The organism is Mycoplasma procyoni, from assembly GCF_017052595.1.
GTDB lineage: Bacteria > Bacillota_I > Bacilli_A > Mycoplasmatales > Metamycoplasmataceae > Mesomycoplasma_A > Mesomycoplasma_A procyoni.
On sequence record NZ_JAFIDB010000004.1, the window covers coordinates 85,789 to 109,542 of the forward strand.

Below are 23,754 nucleotides of genomic sequence, written 5' to 3' on the forward strand. Positions count from 1 at the left end.
TTCTTTAAATTAAGCGCAAATATTATATACTATTTTTAAATAAACAAAAAAAGAAAAACAAAGGGAAAAACCTTTGTTTTAGTTAATTTTTTTGCTTTGAAAAGTGTATTTGTTTTTTGTGTTTTCTCCAAAGAAACTTTTGTAGAAAACCTCATTGATAATCACTCCAAAATAAAGGAAATAAGAGATATAAAACACAAATGTAGAAAGGTATAAAAAGGTTGCTAGAGTTCCGTATTTATCATAGTTTACAAACTTCGCAGAAGCTAAAAAACCAAACAGAACAGAGAAAATAACACAAGATAAAGTGCTAATTAGTGTTCCTGGTAAAATGTGTTTGATTTGTAATTTGAACACAGGGCTGAATTTAAATAAAAATAATCAAATAAAGTAAAAGAAAAGCGAAATAAAGACAAAAGAGATGATATAGAAAATTGAGTTGTAAATATAATCCCTTCCTTCAAGTGCTTGTTTTAAATAATAAAAGGCAATTCCAGCAAGAATCAACACAAAAGCTAAAAACACAGAAATTAATAGAACATAAACAATTCCTTTGAGTCGATTCATAATGATGTTTCCTGTGTTTTTGTGGTGATATAAAATTGATTGACTTTCAATAAATTTTGCATATCCACCAGAAGCAAGTGCAAAAGCTGAAAGTAAAAGAATCACAAATGTTGTTGTTTCTCAAGCTGAAGAAGAAAAAATACTTAAAGTTTGTGGCAGTGAGTTATCTAAACCTGGAATGTATCTATTTAAAATATCACTAATAATAAAACCTTTTAGATTTAATAATTTAGGATCGATTCAACTAAGATCGATTGAAGAAATAATTGAAAGAGCGATGATTACAACAGGGATAAAAGAGAGAAAAAGGTAGAGTGCAAATCCAGCTGGAATAAATGAAAATTCAGCAGAAGAAAGTTTTTTGAGACTTCTTGGCACAAGCGACCTTGCATCTTCTCTTTTTTCTTTTCATCATTTTGGTTTGATGGCAATTTTCAAAGGAATCAACATCAAAAAGCTCATTATTTTTTCTAAATAATTTCTATTTTTTCTTTTGATAACTCTGTCTTTAAATCAATTATTTTCTCTCATAGTTCTTAATATTATACTTTAAATTTTTGTTTTATTTTAACAACATTTTGTGGGAAAAACTTAGGAAAAATTTAGGAAGGAATCCGGAAATTTTCCCAAATATTTCCTTTTCTAGGCGATTTTTGCAAAAAATTTCTATTCTAGTGTGGAGGAAACATGGATTCAATATTAATTTATTTAGCAATTAAGTATCAGGGAAAGTACTCTGATATATACAAAGCATTAAAAGATCAGGAAAAAATTCCTGTTAAAGAAGTCGAGAAAATCGACAGGATGATTGCAAGCGGAGAAATTAAAGCAATCACCATCATCGATGAGAAATATCCGCAAGAATTTAAATATTTATTTCAACCACCCTTTGTAATTTTTTATGAAGGAAATAAGGAGCTTTTAAAAAATCCTTATAAACTCTGTTTAACAGGAGACTCAGAAACTCCAAAGGTTAATCGTTATTTAGATCAATCATTACCAGAAGTGATCAAAAGACAAACTCTTGTAACTTCTTATTTTAAAAATGTTGAAGAAAAGGTTGTTGATTATTTTGAAAAAAATGACGCACCAAGAATTTTTATTTCAGCAAACGGACTAAATAACCCTTATTTTGCAAAAAAAGTTATGCCAGGAGAAAATACTTTAATTATTTCTGAATATCCAAACGGAGTTCATCTATCAAAAAATAAACTTAAAAACAGAAACCGTCTAGTGGCTTCTTTAGCTCAAGCACTAGTCATCTATAGTTCTGGAGTAAAAAGCGGAATTATGAATTTAGTTACAAACTTTTTAAACATGGGTAAAGATATTTTCTGCTATCCAGGTAACTTCGATGAAAATGACGGAAATTCAAAACTTCTAAAAGAAGGAGCTAACTTAATTACTTCAATTAAAGACGTTTATGAAACAGGAGGTGTATAGTGTCTTTATATCTTTTTTCAGGAAATGGTGAAGCAGTCATCAATGAAATAGCCGATAAAACAAGTTCAATCGGTTATATAATGCTCTCTGCTTTTTCTGGGATAGTTGGACTTTTATTAATGGTTGCTGCAATTTACACAGGTGTTAAAATCGTTTATTCAACAGGCGAAAAGAGAAAAAGCAACATCAATCACATGATTATTATCATGATAATTTTCATCATTATTGTTGTTATCTTTGCGATCGGTGTAAATTTTGCAGTAGACATAAGTAAAAAAGCAGCTTCAGGTATTTCTTAATGCAGTCCTTTTTTGAAGGTGTTTTTTACGGAATTTTCAGGGGATTTTGATTTATTTTAGTCACGATCCCCTTTAAGTTTTTAAGCTCTATAAGCAATCTCTTTAAATTTTTTGGTACACCATTAATAAACTTTTTGCTTTTTGGCAAAAGTGATAAGTTTATCAAGCTTGATCAAGTCAGAATTCCAATAATTTTGCAAGCTTTTTTAGTAATCAATGTAATAGTTTTTATTTCATTGATTTTGTTTGTAATTTTAAGGTGATCATACAGAAAAATCAAAGCAACTAAAAATACATCACTTGTAAGTTCAATCAGGAGTTTTCTGCCTTCGATTATTTTGATTTTTATCTTTCCAATTCTTTGTTTAATCGTTTTATTCTTTATAACTTCAATTTTTGATGTTGCAATTTTGAGTTTTAAAGGGACAAATAACTTTGGAGAAGCACTTTTTATCTCGCTCAAACCCGATTTTATTGATCAAGATATTTGAGCAAACTTAGCTGATAATAGCAAATTTAGTCCAGTAGAACAAGGAACATACTCAACAATGCCTGTAAGTGCTGCTGAGTTGATATTTTTCCCTTCTGTTATTGGATTTTCGCTTTTAGTAGTGATGTCTAAAACTTTAGTCAAGCTTGCTAATTACACTTTCCAATATGTTCTATTGTTTAGTGTTTCGCCTTTTGTATTTTCAAGTTTAATTGTTGACCAAGGACAAAGATTCAGAAAATGAGGAAGATATTTTGCAACTAGACTTTTAGGAATTTTTATTCTTTTATTCAATTTATATTTCTTTACTTTCTTTGCGAAAGTAATTAATCAGTGAGTGTTTTCGTTAGTTGATTTAAGTTATTTTACAAGAATGACGCTGATGGCAATTTTAATTATTGGAGGTGCAAAATCACTTGAAAAAGCAACAAAAATTATTTTAAGAATAATCGGAATAGAAACCAAAACAAAAGAAATGATGGTTGAAAACAAAAACTTGATGAAGGAGTATTTTAGCTTTATGACAAAAAACAAACAATACAAAATTGAAACAAAAACATCTGAAAAAGACTTGGTTTTCAAGACTTCAATTGAAAAAGAGTTAGAAAATTCAGACACAAGATTTAGGATACAAATCTAATGCTTCAACCTAAAAAAATAACAAAAAACAAAACTGTAATTGCAAAGAATTTCTATTTATCTGATTTAATAGTTAGCTTTAGTTTAGTAATTTTGTCATTTTTTGTAGGTTGATTTTCTATACCACAAATCAAATACAAAAACATCATTTCAATCAGTCTTATTTTAGTCTTAATAAGCTTATTTTCAGCCTTCTTGATTTATATTCCTAATCAAAACGCAAGAGTTTGATTGCTTTTTTGAAGATGATTTTTATACTGGATTGACAACAAAAAATTCAGTGAAAAAGTAAACAAAACAGAAAGCATTTTTAACTATAAAACAATTAATGAAAACGGTTTTATCGAACTCAAAAAAGCACTCAACAATAACTATAAATATCTTGGTTTCATTGAGTTTGAAGGTCAAAACATTTGAAACAAAAACTCGCAACAAAAGAAAACGTTTTTATCGCAGTTTTCTAAGTTTTTAAATGTTTTAGAGTTTGATGTTTGCTTTGTTAAACTTAAAGTAAAAGCAGATTATACAGAATTCCAAAAGGATTTAAAAAGCAAAATAAAAAACTCAAAACAACATCCAAAAATTAAGCAATATTGACTCAAAAATAAAGAAATTATTGATTCAATTGAAACAAAAGAATACAAAGATAAATACTATATTTGCGTTTATTCTCAAAACACAAAAGAGCTTGAAAATAACATCAATTTCATTGTTTCTCATTTTGAAAAAATGGCAATTATTTCTAAAAAAATGGACAAAAAAGATGTTAAAGAATTTCTTAATTTATTTTATGAAAAAAACGAAAATACAGAAAATAAGGACATTTTAGAATTAATTCCTTCAAAAATTGAAACAAAATCATCGCATTTAAGAATTGATAATGTTAACTATAGAATTTCTACAATTAGTGATTATTCCATTGATTTAAATGTTGGATGAGCTAATTCCTTTTTTGATACTTCTAATACTAAAATAGTCTGAAAAATAAGTCCAATAAATTTTGAAACATATGAAAAAATTATCAATAGTGCAACAAATAAATTGCTGACTTCAATGGCCTTTAATAACAAATCCATTTTCAGAAAGAAAAAGGATCAAAAGTATGTTGATGCCATTGATGAAACAATTAATTTAATTAACACAGAAAACCAAAAGCTCTTCAATTCTTCTCTATTTTTCATTACAAAACTTGAGGACTCAAAAGAGCATAATAAACAACTTCTCAAAGAGAATAACCTAAAAATCAAGTATGAAAAATGTTCTCAAAACAACTTAACTTTTAGGCAGTTTGAAGCCTATAAAAGCTTAAATTTTTGTAATGATGATACTTTAAAAGAGGGAATTGAGATGATTTCAAGAAACATCGCTTTTGGTTGGCCTTTTATCTATGAAAACTATTCTTTAGATGCAAATTCTTATGTTGGTAAAAACCAAAAACAAAATTTCTTTTTAAATATTTGAAAAAGAAATTTCTATCACACTAATTCTAACTGTGTGTTTTTAGGAACTTCTGGAGCAGGTAAAACAACAGCAATGAAAAAGTTGATTTTAGATAACTATCTAAAAAACAATTGTGATGTTGTAATTTTAGATCCTCAAAGTGAATATAGTGATATTGGTAATATTTTTGATATCAATATTATCAAAGCAGGAAGTCCTGAAAACTCTATAAATCCCTTTTGAATTGAAAATTTTAAAGCAATAGAATCGCTTGAAAATAAAGAGATAAAAGAAAGAATCTCCTTTTTAATCTCTTGATTTAAATTGATGATTTCTAACTGAAGCGAAGAAAAAGAAATTATTATCACAAATGCCTTAATTTCCCTTTACAAAAGCAAAATTAATGAGATTAAAAAGGGTAATTTTCCTGTAGTTTCTGATTTTATAAAAGAAGTAGAAAATCAAAATTGAGAAGATGTTGAAAAAGAAATTTATCAAAAAGAGCAAATTAAGTTGCTTGCTTGATTAAAAAGTAATTTTGAAAATGGAGGAATTTATCAAAAGTACTATAACTCAAAACAGAATCTAAATCTTAACTCTAATTTTATAGTTATTGATACAAAGGTTTTGATTGAAAATTCTTCTAAAACAGAAATTAACGTTTTCTTTTATTTAATTTTGTTCAATTTAAGATCAAAATTAAATCAAAATGCTTTTGTAAATAAAAATAAAACATTGATTTTAATTGATGAGTTGCATAAGTTTATAGACGAAAATAACCTTCAAACACTTAATTTCGTTTTTGATAGTGCAAAAACTATTCGTAAATATAACGGGAGTTTGATGCTAGCAACTCAAAATATTTCAGACTTTTCACTCAACAAAAAACTAGAAAATAAAACTAATGCAATCTTGAAGAATATGCAATATAAATTCTTTTTTAACCTGCCTGGACAAGACATTAAATTAACTAATTTACTGTTTAATCCAAGTTCTGAAAATGATAAATATCAAAACTTAATTAATGATATTGATGCAGATTTTATAACAAATTCAACAAGAGGTGAGTGCTTATTGATCTCATCCATTAAACACAAATATTACTTCAAATTTGATTACAACAAATTTGAAAAACACTTTTTCTTTAAGGAGAAACATGATCGACACTAATCCAGTTGTACTAAGTGTACAAACTAATGAAAATAGCAATTTAATTGACCACTCTTATCACAAAGCGAATGTATCAATCGATTTTGATAAATTTGTTTCTCAATATAGTGTTCTAAGTAGGTACTATTTACAAAAACCATTGAGTGATATAAATTCAAGCAAGAAGCCTTTTATGAGACTTGTGACACCAAATTACAATATTTTACAGCATGCTAATCATGCTTATTATCATAAACAAGGAGGTTTTCTCTTTGGAAAATGAGAAAACATCCTAACAACAAATTGATATGGAGCTAACAAAAATATTGCTGTAGGTCTTGAAGGTTGGGGTTTTGAAGGTCTTGGTTGAACTAAAAAAGAATACATCGGTTCTCATCTAAAACCTCATGGTCTAAATTACGATGATGGATCTTTTGCCATTTTAAGAAGTCCTGAAGTTTATACTTTGTCTCAAGATAATTTTATGCCTGATTTTAAGTTGTATTTTGGACTAGAACAAGAAGAAAATTTTCCAGTGACACAATTTTCAAAAGGAGAAGAACAAGGAATTGAAATTAGTTGGCCAATACTTGGAGATATCAGAGAAAAAATCGAAGAGAAAATCAAATTTTATAACTCAAACGGAAAGAGTGTTAACAGCATTAAAATCCGCAATTTAACCTTTAAAACGCAATTTTATGTCCACACAGATGAAAGATTGACGGGTGATTTATCAAGCCAAAGAAGTTATATTGATGAATTTAAAATCAACACCTCTTTTGATATTGAAATTGACTACACTTACACAAACCAAAGACAAAGCAATAAAAACAGTGATTTAGCTAAACTTAAAAACAATTTTAGCTCTTTATTAAACAACCAAAACAGACTTAATTTAGATACTGACACAGGTTCTTGAAGAGGAATTGACACACCAACTTACTCACCTTCTGAAAAATCTAATGTTTATTATTTACAACAAAAACTGAAAAAGTTTAAAGATGACAATCTTTCAACTTTTAACAAATGAGCTTTTGATCTTAGATACAGAAAAAGAGAAGAAAATGGTTCTGAAGTAATTGATTTTTTCATTAAGACTCAAAACGAACTAAACAATGCACCAATCGAGTATTATTTAGCAAAATCAATTAAAATTAACTATTTAGAAACGGAGTTTAAAAAGGCTAGAACAATTGTTGATCGCTTTAAAATTATTCCTGGAAAATACCTCGATCAAACTGATATTAATAGCTTAAAACTCAAAAATGATACAAGAGTTAGAGTTGCAAATGATAAACCTCTTTCAGCAACTTATGGTGGAACTTGAATCTACAAAACAGGAGTTAAAATCTTTTTTAGTACCACTAAAAAAGAAGATGAAATTCTTTATATAAACGACAAAAAAATCGATGTTTTAAACAGAGAATTTTACAAAGATTTGAGTGCACTTACTCAAGAAACTAAATACAACATTAAACTTAAAAAGTTTTCTAAAAATAACATTAATCAAGAAAACAAAAACCTTGTTTTATCTTGAGAAACTAATATCATAATTAAAAACGAAGGAGCAGATTTAAACATAAAATGATTTGGTTGAGATCCTGATAACAACCCTGCCCAAAAAGAACTAATACAGGAATTTGTTTTAGATCAAAAAGGCGAAATCCTTGTTGATTCTAAAGGCGAAAAAGTCAAAAATCCAAAATATGACTCTGAAATTGATAAAGAAAATGGAGTTAAAAAAGAGATTGTCTGAATTAATTCTGGTTCTGATTTGCCTTATAAAACAAGATTTCTGCAAGATCCTTTATCAGAAACTGATAAACCTTTAGCACAAATTGATCGCTTTAATAAAGGATTTATTGCAGAAGCAGTTGTTTTAGGAAAAGGAAGTGAGCTAACAATCAATGACAAAACAACCCTTGTAAAAAGATACAAAGTAAAAGAAGTGGAAAATCAGTTTGAATTGATTGAAGAGCCAATTTATACCTATACAGCAAGCTCTGGAACTGAAGTAAAATTAAGTCAAAACACAAATAATTACTTTTCTTCTGAAGGCCTTTGATTGTTTAGTTACAGAACAACAGGCGGAATTGATAATTACAAATTGGTCTTAATTGGCGATCGCACAAAGAGTGAAAAATTTAGCTCAATTTTTACAAATAGCCGCATAAATCCTTTATTTTCGACTTTTCAAGGTAGACACTTAAAGAACTTTTTAAAGACCAAATTCCAAATGAGTGATAAAGATATTTTAAAAATTCCTTATGCTAACTTGATTGAGTATTGAAAGATGTATCTAAATGATTTTCATAACTTAATTGAACAAAAACAGAGCAACTTAATTACTGTTGAACCTCTAATTAATGAGCAAGCAATTAAAGCTAAAGCAAATCTTATAACTAAAGAAGAATTCTTAAATTTAACTACAGAAGAAAAACAGAATTTTATAGCAGATTTTGAAAACAAGAATCTTTTAGATTACACAATTTCTTTAGATAAAGATAATCAAAATGTTGTAATAGTTAATTTTAGACTTAAAGATAATGTCTTTGATGATAACATCCAAATAAACAACAAAACTCAATATGTTTGAGTTTCTTGAAGGGATGAATCTGAACATGAACTAAACCAAATAAAAGAAAAGGCTTTAGTTGATATTGTTCCTAAATTAGATCAAGAAGTTGTTAATGAAGCTTTAAGAAACTCTCGATCAAAAAGCGACATTTTACCTGATGATACTTGATTTGACTTTTTATATTTTGATAAGACTTATTATGAGATTAGTGTTGATGATCAAAAGCTAACTTTTGTTTTTAAACTAAAATCAGGAAATGAAGATGATTTTATTATTAAAAAGGAAAATAGCGTTATTTATGTCTATTTTAAAGACATTGCAGCAAACAATAAAATTGATATTTTTCAAAATATCAACTTTGATGAAATCAACTTTATCAACCAAGAAGATTCTCAAATTATTAAACAAAAAATCTATAATCAAATTGGAGAATCTGTTTCAAGCGAGTATGTAATCGATCAAGACTACGAAATTGAAAATTTAGATCAAAAAATTGAGCAAATCAAGGAACTTTTATCTAAAAATCCTTATGACAAAGTCTTTATTAAACTTAAAACAAAAGATGACACAACAAAGAATATCAAAGGTATAAAAATATTAAGAGTTTATAATAGAAATACAGAAAAAACAGACCTAAAAGAAGATTTCGATCTTTCTAAAGTCAAAATTGATGATCTTGAAATCAATAACGATGTTGACTTTCAAGCTCTTCAAGAAATCATTATTAATCACTTAGAAAAGTACTTTAAAGTCTATGATTTCAAATTCCTTGAAAATTACTATGTTGAGTTTTTTGAGTCTAAAGTTTTTGCTTTAAGCTACAACAAAAATAAATGAATTGATTTTAAAGTTTTATCACCTAACAAAAACATCATCAATTCAACAACTTTTAGAACTAAATTAAACAATGATTTTAATTATAAAAAGGTCGATCTTAAGACTTTTAGACTTGAAACTCTTAATCTTTCTTCAAATAACTATATAGCAATTAAAAACGAAATTGAAAAATACACAAAAATCTTTTTTGATCAGTTTTTATTAGCTTATAAAGAGGACTATGAAATTGAAAATATTGAAAATAGCGACTTTTTCAAACCACTAATCGAAAAACAAGGAAACAACTATTTAAATCTTGTAATAAAAGCCAAAAACACAGAAAAAATAGTGGGTTCTACAGAACTTTTAGTCAAAAATAACTTAGTTACTTTTGATAAAAAAACGGTTTTAAGAAACTGAAAACAAGATCCTAATAACCCTTCTGAAACTTTGGGATCTAAAATTACAAAAAGACTTTGAATTTTACCTTTATCACTTGGTTTAATCATCTTTTTCTCTGTATTTTCAATAAAAATTTACAATAAGTTTTTCAAATATAGAAAGAAAAAGAAATAATGTTGTAAAATTAAAAATATGATTAAAAAATTAATAGCTTTTTCCGATGCGGACGGAACAATTTATGGAAGAGATTTTAGAGCAAGTGAAGAACTAAAACAAGACATCAAAAGATTTCAAAAAGAAGGCGGAGAATTTGTTGTTTCTACAGGAAATCCAGCTTTTGAAAGACATCAAAATCTTGCTGATGAACTTGGAATTAGATACTTAATAACCTCAAACGGTTCTTCTGTTTTTGATAACAAAACAAAAACATATTTATTAAATAATGTTTTTCCAGAAAAAATGCAAGAAATCATTATTTTAATGTCAAATAAATATGGTTCTCAACTAAATTATTGAGATGATCAAAATTATTATACTTGAAATGCTAGAGAAGAATTTTCTTATAGTTATGACTTTTCACTGCTTGATACTTCTGTAATTATTGAATCAAATAAAGTTTATAAAAATGTTGTAAAAATGGAGCTGTTTGATACAGTTGAAAACATCAAAGAAATTTATGATCAAATCAAAGATTTAGATCTTAATATTGCTTTTATGAGACCACAACATTTAGAAATTACAATGAAACAATCATCAAAAGGTTTAACAGCAAAATGATTTGCCAAAGAATTCTTTGATGAGGATATAAAAAACTGTATGACAATAGGTGATAGTGCAAATGACTGACCAATGTTTGAGTTATCCGATTACTCTTATGCAATGGAAAATGCAAATGACTTAACAAGATCAAAAACACACTTTAAAACAAGCAGATTTGATCAAAATGGTGTTGGTTTAGCTTTAAGAGACTATGTTGACAGAACCAAAAATTTAATGCAAAACAAAAAATCTTAACACTTGGTTAAGATTTTTTTAGTCCATTCTGTTGTGTTTGTTGAGACTTTTTGCAAGAAAAACCATTGGAATTACACCGACAACAAAAGCAACATAACCTAATAAATTAAGTCCAAAAGACAATAATCAATAGAAAATTTCGCTCTTAATTGCTGGTTCTAAATATTCTTTGAAGAAAATAATTCCACTGATTGTGTGTGATAAAAGTGCTAAAAAGACAAAACCAAAGGCAATTAATATTAAAAATCGTTTCTTGAGTTTTCTAAAAAGACCAATTACTGCTATTAAAAATAGAGGAATAAAGTAATCTAAAAAATACACTCCAGTTTGTTTAGCAAAAGATTGAACATAGAAAACGCCACCTATAAAAAAGGAAGCAAAGATTAAAGAAATGACTACTATGTAAATAAAAAGAGCGATTACCGTTCTTTTAAAACCTACACTAATTGTTGCAATTAATAAAAAAGCTTCTGAAATTTTAGCAATATTTCCTAAACCGTTTGGTAAGTCCGGAATTACTTTTTCAATTGTTTTTCCTGCAATTAATAGTGCTAAAATCACTGCCGTTATAACAATGTCTTTAACACTAAAATACTTGTTTTTCATTTTTCCTTTCTTGGGTAAAAGAAAAAATACACTCCTTACGTCAGTTTTAACTGAATCAAGTTAGAGGGTATAATCTCAGCTCGAAAGCACCCCTGTGTTTTTATATAATTAAATTGTATTACTATTTCAGATCTTATCTTAAAAATAATTGTTATATTAAATAAAAAAACAACTAAAAATGCTGTTTGATGCATATTTTAGTTGTTTATTAGACTAGAATGTCTCCACTTTCATATCTTACTTTATACCCTAAAGTCTTAAGCTGATTATAAAGTTTTGTGTTTGAGTAGTCTACTAATATTTCTGTATCGTGTTTTGGAAAATCTGGGTTTCATTCTAATAAAATGTTTAGGTTTTCAATAGCAGAAGAACTTAATTGAGAACCGTTTAATTTAATTTTTTGAGTTCCCGCTTCATTGCTAAATCTAATTTCAGATTTAGGCATTTGGAAGCCTGAACGATCTAAAATTGTAAATTGTGCTTCTGCTAATTCTTCTGTATCAATTGAGAATGTATCAGAGTTATTAAATAAAACTATTCTTTTTAGTTTTCTTTCTCCATTAGCTGGTTTATATTGATCTTTAAAAATAAGACCTCTTAGAGATTTTAGAGATGTAACTCTACTTAAATCAAGACCTACAGGATAACTGCTTCATCCTTCGTTTTGATCTGGGTTTAGTCCAGAACCGAATCCTCCTTGGAAAACAGCTTCATTATTTCTAACAAAATAAGCCATTCTTAAACCATCATTAATTCTTTTGAGTCTGTCAGGTCCGCTTAGTAAATCACTTTGTTCAAAAGCAAGTGTATCAAAAGTAATTCTTGTAGGAACTTTTGATCCTAAAGCATAATCAAAGCTAACGTTGTAATCAATTGTGTTAACTCAATCTGTATTTCTAAGAGCTAAAGGATTTATGCTTCATTCTTTTTTGAGTGAATTACCTGAAGTATACATAGAAAGTTCATTAATTTTTTTGTTTTCAAGAGCAATTAGTGCCTGTGTGTTAGCATTAGAGCCTTCAAAAAATAACTCAAGTTGTGGAAGGTGATCTGGAAGTGCTTTTAAAATACTATAGAATCTTTGGTTTGAGTCTTTAGAACCCATATTTTTAATTCTATAAGATGTGATTTCAACACCTTCAGTTTTTGCTTGTTTAATAAAGTTTTCAATTTTTGCATATCCACTTGGATTTGCAGCATCAATTTCAACGACAACCCCACTGTTTCTTTGGTTTTCTTTTGGCTCAATTCTATCTAGTCTTGAAATACTAAAACCATCACTTTTAGAAACATTAAAGTGCTTAAATTCTTGAGAATCAGTAATATCAGTTTTGGTTCAACCTGGATAAGTTCCTTCAGCAATTGAACCTGGAGTTCTTCCATAATAACTATCATAACCAAAGACTCTTAATGTGCTATTATCTCTAATTAAAGAATGTTGAACAGCATTTACAACAACATCTCTAGAATATGAATCGATTTCTCCTTTTTCATTAATATAAACGTTTGAGTTGTCTTCTCCAATTGTTAAACCTTTAGCTAAATCGTTATTTACAGCTTCTGAAACTTTAGTAAATTTAGAAAGATCTAAATAAGCAATAATCTTAATAAATCTTAAATCTTTATCTTGAATTTTCTTAAGTTCAGGATAAAGTCTTTGTCCTTCTTCACTTAAAAAAGGATAAACAGCATCACCGTTTTCTAATAGTCTTCTAAATTTATCAATTCTATTTTTGTAAAAATCAGTGTTAGCAAGTCTTTTTAGGTTTTCGTCTGTATATTGATTTGTTCTGATTTCTTCTGCGATGTGAGAAGGGAATGTAGTTTTGTTTAGTGCACTAATTGCATCTTTTTTGTTTCCTTCTTTTGCTGCTTCTGTTACTTCAACAGAAACAATTTCAGGAGTTTCATAACGAACGTAATTTATTGGAGAAACAATTCCTGCAGCAATGTCTCTTGAGTCTTGTTCTCTTGGAGGTCTTGTTTCAACAACAACTTTAGTTTTAACACCACCTATATAAACATAAATTTCTTTTTGGTTTTGGCCTAAAGAACTTGAAGGTTTGTTGTTTGTATTATCAATTGGTTGAGGTTCTGGAACAGTGATTTCAATTGGAGGATTTTTGTCTTCAATTGCACCATTTTCTACATATTCAATAACTTCAGGTTCTTTATTAGGATCAACAACAGGGATGTTTGTAATTTCTTCTGGTTTTTCTTCGATAATTTCTGGTTTGGTTATTTCTTCTACAATAGGTTTTGTTTCTGGTTCAACAGGTTTATTTGGTTTAAGATTGTGGTCTCTAATTGAGTTTTCTCCATCATGAAAGTTAACATCTCTATTATCTATTTTAACTATATTATCTGATGCTAAAAAGGGATTTTGAATGCTAGAAAAGTCTTTTAATGAAAAAACTGAAACTGCAGCAGCAGATAGAGGAATCGCTATAATTCATCCAGAAAGTATTAAAATCTTCTTATTTTGTGCAGTTATTTTCATTTTTTGCCTCTTTTCTTTATTTTAATATTAAAAAATTATATAATTTTTTTATAAATAATAAAGGAGAAAATATGAAAAAGCACTTAAAAGCATTATTGATGATGGCATCAATAACACCATTAGCATTTCTTTATTCATGTAATAGCGCAGCTAAACCAAAAGAAGGAGATAAAACTCAACCACCAGGAGATAATCAAAACCCTGGTCCTGGAGATACTTCACCAACTCCTGGAGGAGGAGACACAGGAAAACCAAGTGATACAGGATCTGGTTCAGGTACAGGAGAAGTTGTAACTCCACAAGTTCAAAAAGTCCTTGATAATTTAAACATCACAGTTACTGAATGAAACGCAGAACGTCAAGATAAAAAAGATATACTATTCTCTAAATTAACAGAGTCAGCAATTAAATTCAACTACAAAAAAGAAGGGGTAGAAGATGTTTCTATTCTATCTATTGTTCCTGAAAGGGATGAAAAAGGAGATGAAAAATCAACATATACTGGTTCTGGTGAAATAATTTATTCAGTTAAAATTGATGGAAAAGAATATAATAAAAAAATTCAATACACAGGATTTAAACAACAACAAAACTTCTTAGATAAAGATGGATTTATCAAAGATCCAAATTTCAATGTTTCAGAAGATGAAAAAGTAAACTACTTCAAAACTTCTCAAGATGATAGATTTAAAGTGGACAACAAAAAATACACAGATTCCCTAAAAGCAAGTTTCCAAGGATACAGAAGTTCTGAAACATTAAGTCCAGAAAAAGAAGCTGAGTTAAATAAAATTGCAGAAGAATTAAAATTAGACACCTGAGAAAACCAAAAATACAAAGGATTCTCAATTCCTGTTTTAGAAGACGGTAAAGTTAAACTTTCCATAAATGATAGAGCAGAACAAGGTAAAAGATCTTCATGAGCTGATTTTATTCCAAATGGCGCTGAATTTACACAACATGGAGTTCCGAGATATTTATTAAATGATAAATACAAAGATTTTGCTTTACAAACATACTCTTTAACAATGACATACCAAGATCCAGAAGCTCCAAACGATCCCTTAAAATCAAGATCTACATCAGGAACAATTTGAATTCTTGATTACATGAAAAACGATGATAAGGAATCATATCCAACAAAATGATTCTTCGGAACAAACTTCCACGTTGCAGATGTTTTAAATAAAAAAATTAAAGGATTCTCTTTAACTAAATTAAACCCAGAAACAGGAATTCACACAAAATTAGGATTAATTGAGTATGATGAGAGATTCCAAAAACTATTTTCACCAAAATTTGAAAAAGACAAAGGACTAAAAATTCTTTACTCTGCAGATGATTATTTAAATTCTAAACCTGCTGACTTTTTAGAAAAAGAGCAAGCTAAAAAATACAAAGATGCAGAAGAATTTGCAGATTTTGCTGTAATAGAACTAGATTTTAAAGAATTAGATAATAATGCTGTATTTGCTGGACAAACTATTGGAGAAGATGGAAGCAAATTCCTAGATAAAAGTTTACTAGCTAAAGAATTTACAAACGATTATGCAAATAAAACAGAAAAACAAATTAAATTCTTAGAAAAAGACTATCTCCATGATTACACAAGAATTGATAGACCTAAACTGAAAACTGAACTTGAGAAATGAAGAAAAGAAGATGGTAAATGAGATGAATTATATCTTTTAGGTTATCCATCAGCAAGAGAAGATTTCGATTTTGATAAATATGAAGAAGAAGCTGATAATGCAAGAAAAGAAAGATCACTAGAATTATTTACAAATGGAGATCACACTTTATTTAATAAAATTTCAAAAAATGAAATAAATGAACAATATACCATTCCACAAGAAAAATGAGATAGAGGATGAAATCTTTCTTATGCTCTAGGGAATAGAGTATTTGCAGATAAACCAGGTATTACAGATGAGTTTATTACTGCAACAAGAGTTGGAAAAGACTTTATAATATCTGAAAAAGATAAGAAAACATTAATCGGTTCTGGTTTATCTTACATGCCTCAATATTATTCACCTTTAGGAGGAGCTTCTGGTTCTTCAGCTAGAACTCAAGACAACAAAGTTATTGGAGCATACCATGCTTCACAAAGATCTGTAAAAACTGGATTAATTACAGCTTTAAGATCTGAAGGATTTGATTACAAAGGATTTTATGGTTCATATAACCTACCACAATATGACTTAATTTATGGTGGAGGAAAAGATCAAAAAACATCTTACAGACAAGCTTTAGAGAAAAAATATCCCGGAAAAACAACTAATATATTTAAAGAAGTAGGATACAAAATTCCAACCGAATTCCAGTTCCCAAAAACAGACAAAAAATAATCTCACAGACAAATCTCAGGGCTTTTCCTGAGATTTTTCTCTCACAGTTTTCTGTCAGAGAAAAACGGCTCATTTTAGCGAATTCCCTTTATTTTTCTGTATTTTTTTGCTAAAATGTTAATAATCAATAAAATTATTTTGTATGCATTTTAATTAAAAGAAAAGGAGAATAAATGTATTTAGAATCGCCAAATAATAATGAACAAAAAAATAAAGTAATTTCAGAACTTAAGAATAAATTACTTGATACAAGTGCAAGAAATCCGCTTATTAATTTCAAGTACTCAAGATCAAGTGTAATTCAGTTATTTTTTACAATTGAAAAAATATTAAATCAAATAGAAAACTCTAAACCTTCAACAATTTATAACGTTATTAGTTTAGGTGAAGGAGATATCGATCAACGTTCTGGAACTGTATTTTTAGAAACTACACTTCATGCAGCAGATATCAAAAGAATATTAACTTTATTAGAACGTAAAGGTCGTTTAATGTTTGAAGAACAAGGGATAAATGTTATCTTTATCTCTTTAGGAATTCTAAAATGAACAGGAGCAAAAGGTGAGCAATTACACTCACCAATTGCTTTTATTCCTGTTAAACTTGAACGTGGAAGTTCAGTTGAAAAAATGAAAATCAAAATTACAAACAATGAAAACTTAGATCTCAACCTTTCTTTAAACAAAAAGATCTTAAATGAGTGTGGTCTTAAAGTTGAAATTGAACCAAGCGATTTTGAAGGACTTTCACTATCACAATCATATAAACTGATAGAAAGTAAATATCGTGATTTAGTCGATAAAGCAAACGCTAATAGCCCAATTGAACAATGAGAAATTTTGGACGAAAGTCATATTGGATTATTCAAATTCGCTTCCATCGAGATCTACAATGATGTTGTTTTAAATGAAGACAAAATAAAAGATTCAAGAATTTTAGATATTTTAGTAAATAATGTTGAGGATGATGGTTCTAAAATGGTTGATGAAGACAGAATTGATCAACTAATTGATCCTTTATCTTATTTCCACTCACTACCTACAAACTCATCACAAGAAGCTGCAATTCAATCTGCTGTAGCAGGAGCTAGTTTCATAATCCAAGGTCCACCAGGAACAGGAAAATCACAAACTATTGCTAATATCATTAGTGAATTAGTTGCAAGAAACAAAAAAATCCTTTTTGTCGCTGAAAAAAGAGCAGCTTTAGATGTTGTTAATGAATTGATTAACAAAATTGGTTTTGGTGATTATGTATTAAACATGCATAATGACAAACTTGAAAAAAGAGCTTTTATTAAAGACTTAAACGACACACTAAATAAATCTGCTGAATACTCAAAAGTTTCAGAAAATTATCACTCCAGCAGAATTAATTCTCACAATTTCACACTAAAATCAATGAATGATTTTAAAACAGCTCTTTTAACAAAAAGAGGAAGAATCAATCGTTCCATTTATGAATTAATTGGAGAACACCAAAAATACATCAACCTCAAAGCAGATGAGCTAAAAGTCGACATCCAAAATATCGAATCACTTGATTTAGAGCAATACTCAAACATCCTAAGAGAAATCAATTCTTTCCAATCTGTTTTTGAATCAATTAATTATGATTTCAAAAACAACCCTTGAAAAGGTTTTTATAGAACAAATCTTAATATTCTAGAAAGAGAAAACCTTTCTTCTTTCTTTTATGAACTTAAACAAGAACTAATTAAATTAAGTAGTTCTATTTCAAGCATTATTCCTTCTGGTTTTGATTCTTCAATTTCTGTTGAAAGTGCAAAAACAGAAATGTTACAGAGATTTTTTGATATTTCAGCTTCTGTAGATAAACTTAATTACCTCGAAAACTATAGATTTTTATTAAATAGTGTTCCAAATTCATTAATTGAGCAACTGGAACTGCTAATCAAAGAAAGAGAAGTTTATGAAAAGTTAGCAGCTGAACTTTCTCAAAACTATAACTTAAGCATTATTGATACTCAAAATCACAAATTCCTAAATCAAATTGAAGATTTTAATAACCCGCTAAAACGTTTTTTCAGTGGTCAATATAGACAAATCAAAAAAGCAATGCAAGCTCACAAAATCATCAAAAAAGTTACTTATCAAGAAGTTGTTGATGATCTAGAAATTCTTGAAAAAATTGCTCAATCAAAAGAAAAAATGAAGCCAATTGTTGAGCAAATAGAACTAATTTCGAAACTTAAAGTTAAGGATGTTGAGCTTAATAAACTAATTTTTGAAAAAGAAAATTGCCAATACTACATCAAATTCAATGAAGCACTTGATTTATCTGGTGTAAGATTTGAAAACAAAAACAATTTAGCAAATATTATTGCCAACCAAGCTCAAAACTTACAAAATTACTATGCTAATTACTCTAAATTTTCTGAACTAAAACAAAAATTTAGCGAATACTTCAGTGACCAAATCTTTGAGTACAAAATTGACACTCAAACAATCAAAGATGTAATTTTCAAGCTTGATTCTCTTTTATCTCATAACTTTAATTATGATGATTTCTCAAAATTTAGAGAATCATATAATGACTTATATACATCAGAATACACAAAAGATTTAGCTCAAAAATCAATTAATTTAGATCCTATGAGTCTTAAAAATGCTAAATTAGAAGATATTTATGCTAAAAGATTTATTAGATTGCTAACTGATAAATATATTTATGAATTCATGCCAAACTGAAACTCAGCGCAGTATGAGCAAATCATCAAAGAATACAAAGAAGTATTAGATGACTTAGCAACTATTGCAAAATACAGAATAATCGAAAACATTTCTCAACAAATTCCTAACTCAAATGGAACAGTTGTTTTAAGTGATGTTAGAATGATCAAAGAACAAGCTGCAAAACAAAGAAATCAAAAGCCAATTAGAGAATTCTTTAAAAAAGAATACTATCCTCTAATTCAAAAGCTAAAACCTTGCTTCATGATGTCGCCTTCTTCTGTTAGCTCATTCTTTTCATCAAGTGACATCAAATTTGATGTTGTAATTTTCGATGAGGCATCTCAGCTTAGAACAGAAAATGCTGTGTGTTCTTTAATGAGAGCAGAGCAATTTATTATTGCCGGAGACACAAAACAACTACCTCCTACAAACTTCTTCCAAGTAAGTGATTCAATTTTAGAAGAATATGAAATTAGCGATGAAGGTTCTGAAAGCGACTATGATTCAATTCTTGAACGTCTTCAAGGTAGAGTTAATGAATTTATGCTCAAATGACACTACCGTTCTCGTTTTGAAGAACTAATCGCTCCTTCAAATGAGTTTATTTATGAAAATAAATTAATTACTTTCCCAAGTGCCAAAAAAGTTTCAACAAACCCTCAACAAATTGAAGGAGTTAAATTCATTAAGGTTAATGGACTTTATGATTCTTCAACAAACGAAATTGAAGCTGACAAAATTGTAGAAGTTCTTAAAGAACTCAGAGATAAATTTGGCGCTTCTAAAACAATTGGAGTTGTTACATTTAACCTCAAACAAGCAAGCTTAATTGAAGATAAGCTAACCAGAATGATTCTCAAACAACCACAATATCAATCTCTTGAAACAGAAAACAAATTATTTATTAAAAATATTGAAACTGTTCAAGGAGATGAAAGAGATATTATTATATTAGGAATAACTAACGGTCCTAATGCAAGAGGTTATATTTCAATGAACTTTGGACCTCTTAACCTTTCAGGTGGAGAAAAGAGACTAAATGTTGCCACAACACGTGCCAAAGATTCAACAATTGTTGTTTCATCAATTTCTTATAGCGACTTAAGAGTTGATGATCTTAAAAATGAAGGAGTAAAATTCCTTAAACAATATCTAAAATATGCAGAATTTGGCTTTGATCAAAAAGTTGATAATGTTTTAGAAGACACCAAAACTGTCTTTGATAGTCCTTTTGAAATTGAAGTTTATAATGAGATTAAAAAACTTGGCTATGAACTTAAATCACAAGTAGGATGTTCAAGATTTAAAATCGATCTTGGAGTTGTTGATCCTGAAAATCCTGCAAGATTTGTTTTAGGAATTGAGTGTGATGGAGCAACCTATCATTCCTCAAGAAGTGCAAGAGATCGTGATTTAATTCGTCAAGGTCTGCTTGAATCAAGAGGTTGAAAAATTTATAGAATCTGATCTACAAACTGATTTAAAAACCGTGAATTCGAGGTTTCTAAATTAAATAATGCAATTAAAGAAGCAATTGCTTCTAAAGATATCGAAACACCTTCAGATGATTTTGTAGAACAAAATCACAATTTATCTAATGTTCCAGTTATAGAACAAAAAGATGATTTTATTCCTACAGAAATTGTAGTTAAAGAAACTTTAGGAGAAAACGTATTTAAAAAATCAGTTGATTTTAATGAAGTTGTATCTAAAGTTTTTGAAATCATTAAACAAAACCATTGAGCTGATGATATGAGTGTTAGATGACCAAAAGACAACATCAAAAACGTTAATTTAATTACATCAGCACTTAAAGAAGTATTTGAGTACGAAAACACAATCGATTCCAAAGTAATCCAAAAATACTTCAAAGCTTTCTTAGATACTTTTGTAAGAAGCTATTTTGGAAATCAAAAAGATATTTTAGCAGCAGCTCTAAATAATCTTCAATGAGAAAACTTTTTAGTTTATTTTGAAGATGCAGAAGGTAAAATCTTTTATCATAAACTAAACACAACTTGAGAACCAAGAGTTAACTACAGACCAAACCACAGAAGAATAGTTAATTTAAGTCCTCAAGAAATTTGTTATTTAATAATTTGAGTTATTTCTCAAACAAACTCAATCACCCAAGAAGATTTAGTATTTTCAGTAATTAAGATCTTCGATGTTATAAATGGGGCTCAAAATCGAGAATTTGTAGAAAAATACATCATTTTTTTACAAAATAGATCTATAATTAGAATAAATGATGAAGATAAATTAGAGCTTCCAAGAAAAATTGAGGGCCAAAAAGACATAGATAACATCATTTTTGCACTATTTGAAGTAAAAAACTAGAAAATTTATAAAAAAAATAAAAAATTTTCTTGACTTTTAAAAAATATGGTGTATAATAATAATGTATATATGCAAATATATACAATATATGGTACCAGACGGTTAACACTCGAAGGTTAGAAAGTCCTTGCTAGTCAAGGATTTTTTATTACCTTTTTTTTATAATCTCCAAAAAACATTTGCAAAAAATCTTTAAACTTATGCTGATTTCAAGCATCAGTTTTTAAGCATTTTAATGTATAATTTTAATAATAAATATTTGACAAAAAAGGAGTTAAAAATATGCAAAACACAAAAAATGTACCCAAAATTCGCTTCAAAAATTTTACTTACGCTTGAGAACTTAAAAGCCTTGAAAATTTATATGTTTTATCTGGTTCTGGTGGAACTCCTTTAACTCAAAATAAAGATTATTATGAAAATGGAAACATAAACTTTCTAACTATATCTGACGTTTCAAATTCTGGAAAATATATTTTTGAAACAGAAAAGAAAATCACAAATTTAGGGCTAAAAAATAGCACAGCTTGAATAGTTCCTAAAAACAGTATTTCGTTTGCTATGTATGCATCAGTTGGGAAGGTTTGCATTTTAGGGAAAGAAACAGCAACTTCACAAGCTTTTTTCAATATGAAATTTGCTAACGAGGAATTAACTCAAATGATTTACTATAAATTAAAATTATTTGAACTTACAGATTTCTGAACCAGTTTAATTTCCACTGGAACACAAGGAAATTTAAATTCAGAGAAAATTAAAAATCTTTCTTTTATGCTTCCAACAGAACTTGAAGAACAGTCCAAAATTTCACTTATGCTGCAACACATCGATACAGTCATATCTCTTCGCGAGCGTGAGCAAAAAATCTTTGATAGTTTGAAGAAATCACTTTTAGAGAAAATGTTTGCATATCAAGATAACCCTTATCCAGCCATAAGATTTAGGGATTTTACTCACGCTTGGGAACTTAAAAAACTCAAAAATGAAGCTTTGTTTTTTAATGGTAAAAGTTATGAAAACTCAGTTAGTGATAATGGTAAATTTGAACTTGTGAATCTGAATTCAGTTTCTTTGGATGGAAATTTAAAATCTTCTAACAAATTTGTTTCTACAACAGATGAAACTTTGAGAAAAAATGATTTAGTTATGATTTTGAGTGATATAGCACATGGATTATTACTTGGAAAAGTAGCAATCATAGATCAAGAAAATAAGTATATTTTAAATCAGAGAGTTGCCGGATTAAGGATTAAAGGAAATGTTTTAGCGGAATACTTAAAATTTCTGATAAATATAAATCAAAGATATTTTAAAGAAAAAGGAGCTGGAACTTCTCAATTAAATATCTCAAAACCAATAGTAGAAAATTTTCAGTTTTTATCAACAAAAAATAAAAAAGAACAAGAAAAAATCTCTTCTCTTTTTACTTTATTGGAAAAACTTCAATCACTTCTTGAGCGTAAAACAGAGAAATTAAAGCAAATCAAGAAATCAATGCTTGAGAATTTATTTGTTTAATTTTGAAATTGAAAATAACAACCTTAAATTTTAATGATTTAAGGCATTTTTATTCCCTTTATCGATTTTATTCTTTTGAAAAGGTACAGAAAATCCCTTTTTACAGTGATTTTCCCTTTATTTTGGCAATTTTTATATTTACGCTTGGGAACTTAAACAGATAGCTGAAATGTTTAAAGTTACAAGAGGTTTAGTTCTTGCGACCGCAAAAGTTAAGCCATTTGCATTCGGTGATTTTATTTATCCTGTATATTCTTCGCAAACAACTAATAAAGGATTAATGGGATATTATAATGAATTTTTATTTGAAGATTCTATTACTTGAAGTACTGATGGTTATGCAGGAGATGTAAATTTTAGAAAAGGAAAATTCTACTCAACAAACGTTAGTGGAGTTTTACTAAATCAAAATAATTACTCAAATTTATGTATTGCAACGATTTTGAATAACGAAGCATGAAAACACGTTTCCACAGCAGGAATACCCAAATTGATGAATAATGTTATGGCGAAAATTAGAATTGTTATTCCTATTGAACCAGAAGAACAACAAAAGATAAGTTTACTTATAGATAAAATAAATCATCTTCGATCACTTCTTGAGCGTAAGCAAAAGCGTATTTTCGTTAAAAATACAGACTTTTTCTGTTTAACAAGCAAAAAAGACAATAAAAATACAAAAAATCTATTGCTTACTTTGTTTTACTTGTTTTGTTATAAGAGAGTAAGTAAAAATGAGTTAATCAATTTAAAAAATATGAAAATTATGTGTTTTACTTACGCTTGAGAACTTAAAAGCCTCGAAAATTTGACTGAAATTACAAGTGGAGAGTTTGTAATAAAAACAAAACAAAAAGAAAACGGAAAATATCCTGTTTTTAATGGTGGAATCTCAAATACAGGATT

General features: G+C 28.3%; 13 protein-coding genes and 1 riboswitch. Of the genes, 10 read left to right on the plus strand and 3 right to left on the minus strand.

Annotated features, from left to right (window positions below; all coding sequences use genetic code 4):
• Nucleotides 1–78 precede the first annotated feature (78 nt).
• The gene (locus tag JV122_RS02245; protein WP_205842891.1) at nt 79–1,098 is read right to left on the minus strand and encodes a YihY/virulence factor BrkB family protein; all 1,020 of its coding nucleotides are present in this window, start codon (nt 1,096–1,098) and stop codon (nt 79–81) included.
• A 156-nt stretch (nt 1,099–1,254) separates the two neighbouring features.
• On the opposite strand from JV122_RS02245, the gene JV122_RS02250 reads away from it, so the two are divergent.
• From JV122_RS02250 to JV122_RS02275, 6 genes are read left to right on the plus strand one after another with little or no spacing between them, the layout of a single operon-like run.
• Nucleotides 1,255–2,010 carry a DNA-processing protein DprA gene (locus JV122_RS02250; protein WP_205842892.1) on the plus strand — a complete coding sequence of 252 codons (756 nt, stop codon included), beginning with the start codon at nt 1,255–1,257 and terminating at the stop codon, nt 2,008–2,010.
• Entirely contained in the window at nt 2,010–2,309 is a 300-nt protein-coding gene (locus tag JV122_RS02255; protein WP_240463430.1) for an Mbov_0395 family pilin-like conjugal transfer protein, read from the plus strand. Before JV122_RS02250 ends, JV122_RS02255 begins: the two co-directional genes overlap by 1 nt.
• Nucleotides 2,309–3,439 (plus strand): Mbov_0396 family ICE element transmembrane protein, encoded by a 1,131-nt coding sequence (locus JV122_RS02260; RefSeq protein WP_373422604.1) that lies wholly within the window; start codon nt 2,309–2,311, stop codon nt 3,437–3,439. Before JV122_RS02255 ends, JV122_RS02260 begins: the two co-directional genes overlap by 1 nt.
• Nucleotides 3,439–6,048, plus strand: coding sequence for an Mbov_0397 family ICE element conjugal transfer ATPase (locus JV122_RS04995; RefSeq protein WP_205842894.1), 2,610 nt, complete (start codon nt 3,439–3,441; stop codon nt 6,046–6,048). Before JV122_RS02260 ends, JV122_RS04995 begins: the two co-directional genes overlap by 1 nt.
• Nucleotides 6,035–9,997: an Mbov_0399 family ICE element protein gene (locus JV122_RS02270; RefSeq protein WP_205842895.1), complete on the plus strand. Its 3,963-nt coding sequence runs from the start codon at nt 6,035–6,037 to the stop codon at nt 9,995–9,997. The genes JV122_RS04995 and JV122_RS02270 overlap by 14 nt, the downstream gene beginning before the upstream one ends.
• Nucleotides 9,998–10,015: 18 nt before the next feature.
• The gene (locus JV122_RS02275) at nt 10,016–10,837 is read left to right on the plus strand and encodes an HAD-IIB family hydrolase (RefSeq protein WP_205842896.1); all 822 of its coding nucleotides are present in this window, start codon (nt 10,016–10,018) and stop codon (nt 10,835–10,837) included.
• An 18-nt stretch (nt 10,838–10,855) separates the two neighbouring features.
• Here the strand turns inward: JV122_RS02275 and JV122_RS02280 are convergent, their stop codons facing one another.
• Together JV122_RS02280 and JV122_RS02285 are read right to left on the minus strand one after the other, a co-directional pair.
• Nucleotides 10,856–11,443, minus strand: a complete 588-nt coding sequence (locus JV122_RS02280; protein WP_205842897.1) for a hypothetical protein — start codon at nt 11,441–11,443, stop codon at nt 10,856–10,858.
• A 15-nt stretch (nt 11,444–11,458) separates the two neighbouring features.
• A riboswitch (TPP riboswitch) is annotated at nt 11,459–11,547 on the minus strand.
• A 104-nt stretch (nt 11,548–11,651) separates the two neighbouring features.
• The gene (locus tag JV122_RS02285) at nt 11,652–13,943 is read right to left on the minus strand and encodes a putative immunoglobulin-blocking virulence protein (RefSeq protein WP_205842898.1); all 2,292 of its coding nucleotides are present in this window, start codon (nt 13,941–13,943) and stop codon (nt 11,652–11,654) included.
• A 101-nt stretch (nt 13,944–14,044) separates the two neighbouring features.
• Between JV122_RS02285 and mip the strand changes: the two genes are divergently transcribed.
• The 4 genes from mip to JV122_RS02305 form a co-directional block, all read left to right on the plus strand.
• On the plus strand, nt 14,045–16,294 hold the full coding sequence (gene mip / locus JV122_RS05000) for an Ig-specific serine endopeptidase MIP (protein WP_444850753.1): 2,250 nt from the start codon (nt 14,045–14,047) through the stop codon (nt 16,292–16,294).
• Between the two features lie 173 nt (nt 16,295–16,467).
• The gene (locus JV122_RS05005) at nt 16,468–21,330 is read left to right on the plus strand and encodes a PDDEXK-like endonuclease domain-containing protein (protein WP_205842900.1); all 4,863 of its coding nucleotides are present in this window, start codon (nt 16,468–16,470) and stop codon (nt 21,328–21,330) included.
• Nucleotides 21,331–21,612: 282 nt separating this feature from the next.
• Nucleotides 21,613–22,848 carry a restriction endonuclease subunit S gene (locus tag JV122_RS02300; RefSeq protein WP_205842901.1) on the plus strand — a complete coding sequence of 412 codons (1,236 nt, stop codon included), beginning with the start codon at nt 21,613–21,615 and terminating at the stop codon, nt 22,846–22,848.
• Nucleotides 22,849–23,017: 169 nt separating this feature from the next.
• Nucleotides 23,018–23,754, plus strand: a 737-nt coding sequence (locus JV122_RS02305) for a restriction endonuclease subunit S (protein WP_205842902.1), incomplete at its 3' end; no start/stop codon positions are given.